This window comes from Nitrospira sp. BLG_2 (genome assembly GCF_049222245.1).
In genome coordinates this window covers 1-2,533 of the sequence record NZ_JBLYIG010000406.1, presented here as the reverse complement: position 1 = coordinate 2,533, position 2,533 = coordinate 1, and the positions used below count along the sequence as shown (strand labels likewise).

General features: G+C 56.4%; 2 protein-coding genes. Both read right to left on the bottom strand.

Features of this window, described 5'->3' with window-relative positions:
- Window positions 1-1,173, bottom strand: a 1,173-nt coding sequence (locus ACOSYY_RS11215; RefSeq protein ID WP_421662457.1) for an endonuclease/exonuclease/phosphatase family protein, incomplete at its 3' end; no start/stop codon positions are given.
- A gap of 280 nt (window positions 1,174-1,453) precedes the next feature.
- Complete coding sequence (locus ACOSYY_RS11210) at window positions 1,454-2,041, bottom strand: lipid-binding SYLF domain-containing protein (RefSeq protein ID WP_421662455.1); 588 nt, start codon at window positions 2,039-2,041, stop codon at window positions 1,454-1,456.
- Window positions 2,042-2,533 lie beyond the last annotated feature (492 nt).

Genomic DNA, 2,533 nt, shown 5'->3' with positions numbered 1-2,533 from the left:
CCCCGGCATGGTCGAGACCGTCCTTGGTTGCCCGATCAATTCTTGTTTCAAGCACCCATTCGGACGGCTCACCGCGTTTCTCATCAAGAACAGGAAATCGACGCGCCTCGCCTGACTGATGCCCTTCTGATACCCGGACAGAATCTCCTGCTGTCGGCTTTCCGGAAGTCTCTCCATCGCTGCGCGAAGCGCGGATGGGACTTCCTTCAATCCCTGGGCGGCGATCGTATTTTGCTGCGGATCGAGGCTGTAGACGTTGCCGTCGTGGCTCGCGATCGTATAGGTGTCCCGAAGCCCCGCGCGTTGCAGCTCACGATACTCTGGATCATCCGGCTCAAAGTTAAAATCGCCGCCCACGATGACCCCGAGATAATTTCCGGCGTCGTTCGATTTCCGTATTTCGTCGATCAGCAGTCGGACCTCACCGAGTCGCCGTTCTTGATCCTTTTCCATTGCGTCTACGATGGGCTCAAAGTCTTCGCGACGCACTCTCCCCTGTTCGACCGCTTCGTTGATCTTCTGAATGAAGAAGGCGTTCCGCTCGATACCGGAATGCAGATGAAGATTCACCGCCAGGAGCCTGCGGCCGGTATCCGGATTTTCAATTTCGGCAATGAGCGCATAGCGAAGCTCACCCGTCTGCATCCCGACGGAATCCGCGCATCCGCCAAACCCGCCGCTCAGCTTGATTCCACGCAATTTCTTCACTGTAAGCGGCGCTTTTGCCAGAACGGCGAGACCGTTGTTCAATGCCGGAACTACCGCGAGCCTCGGCGCAAGCCGAACGCCGCACGCGTCGACCTGATGCACTTGCGCATATGTCAGGCCGAATTCCTTCATGGCCGCAACATAGGCTTCCGCCATCTCGGGAAGGGGATTCACTTCCTGCAAGAGCATCACGTCGGGCCGGATGACGGATAATTGCTGAAATTGGAGATCGAGCCGTGCCTGATGAGCGTCCTTCGATTCACTGGGCCTGACGATCAGCCCGCTCGGTTCGAGCCCATGCAGTGTGTTGTACGTCAATACTTTGAAGCGCTGCATCGGCTGACCGCTTGGCGCCGCCGGCTGATCGACAGCATGGGAGCAGCCGACCAGAACAATGCACCCGGCGAGCAACACACTACGAAACCGCAAGGGGGCGCCGATTGTTCGGGTTTGTGTATTCGTCACAATCTCACGCAACTTCCTCAAGAGTGTCTTCGATCACCGCAGGACGAGAATCAATTTGGATGCGCAGTTGCCGGTCTACGGCCGGGACGGTATCGCGGCAATCGGCATCCGAAGCTTTCGGTTTTTTTAAGCTTTATCAGCGGCCAGCGTAAACCCACATGGCCAACCGACTGGACTTGGCATGCACGTTGCTTCTTGCTCGCCATTCCATCCTAACTTGCGTACCACTTCAGGTTGTCAGTTGAAACTGTCAAAAGTAACAGGGGCCCCTGGGCGTTGCTTAATCGATTGAATAGGGTTGCGCGCGCAAGACGGACACAGTCGCGGTCGCCGACACCCCCGCGTCGGTCAGCACATAGGACGTGTAGCCCCTCTTTAGGAAATCCGCTGTCCCGCTGGCTCCTGCGAAACCCACATCGCCTGCCTTGGCCGCGGCTTCCGTCGAGCCGCCGGCGTACCACGTTCCATCTGCAATCTCCCGTAACGTCTCAGGGTCTTGAAAGACCATCACGATCTTTTGCACCCGGCCCCCCCAGCCCAAACCGAACTGGAGTTCGGGAATCCTCAAATACGACCGCTTGCCGGTCGCTTTTTCCATCACGACACCGGCCCCGCTCGCCCATCCCACCGTCGGAATCTTGACGACATCCTGTTCCGCAACCAGATAGCCGACCGATTCCGCCAATTCTCTCTTGGCTTCCGGATGCTCCTTGACCAGACGCTCCAGGGTCTCTTGCTCCAGTTTGTTGAAATACGCTCGCTTTTTCTCTTTGCCTCCCACCAATCCTCCTGCGCAGGCTCCCAGTAGGCCGGTCAACATGAGAATCAATGCCAGAAGCCCGAGCGACGTTGCTCTTGAACGATGCATGGTGTACTCCTTGGTGAATGACGCCGTAACACTTGTTCGCATTCTCTTCCATCGTGCCTTCATCATCCGCTGTAACCTGATCGACGTCGTCCGAAAAACACGACGACTCTGTAGTCTGCCATTGCGGAAATCCCGATGTCTCATCGGACACGTCTTCAATGCTCATGGGACTATCTCTTCGTTGTCTCTAGCTGAGCTATAAGCTCGTCTCCTTCAGTTCCGCCGTCGCCTTCTCAATTTTACTGGTGAATAAGAACGGTGGCTTGTAACCGAAATCCACCGGCGAGCGGATATCCTCGCCGTCTCATATCGGTGTCGGATCATCATCCCACAGGTTTCGCCCCGGGAGTCTCCAGATGGTATCGGGAATCTCAGTGCACGGACGATAGAAGCGATAGTCCCAGCTTTCATGATCCGTAGGCAAGTCGAAAGTAGAGCGCGTCTGTACGTGCTTCACGTATGCGATATCGCGATGTTGGTGAGATAGGTGCG

Bases quoted from the DNA above. Each gene is read 5' to 3' on its own strand.
- ACOSYY_RS11210 (WP_421662455.1), bottom strand. From the start codon at position 2,041: ATGCATCGTTCAAGAGCAACGTCGCTCGGGCTTCTGGCATTGATTCTC.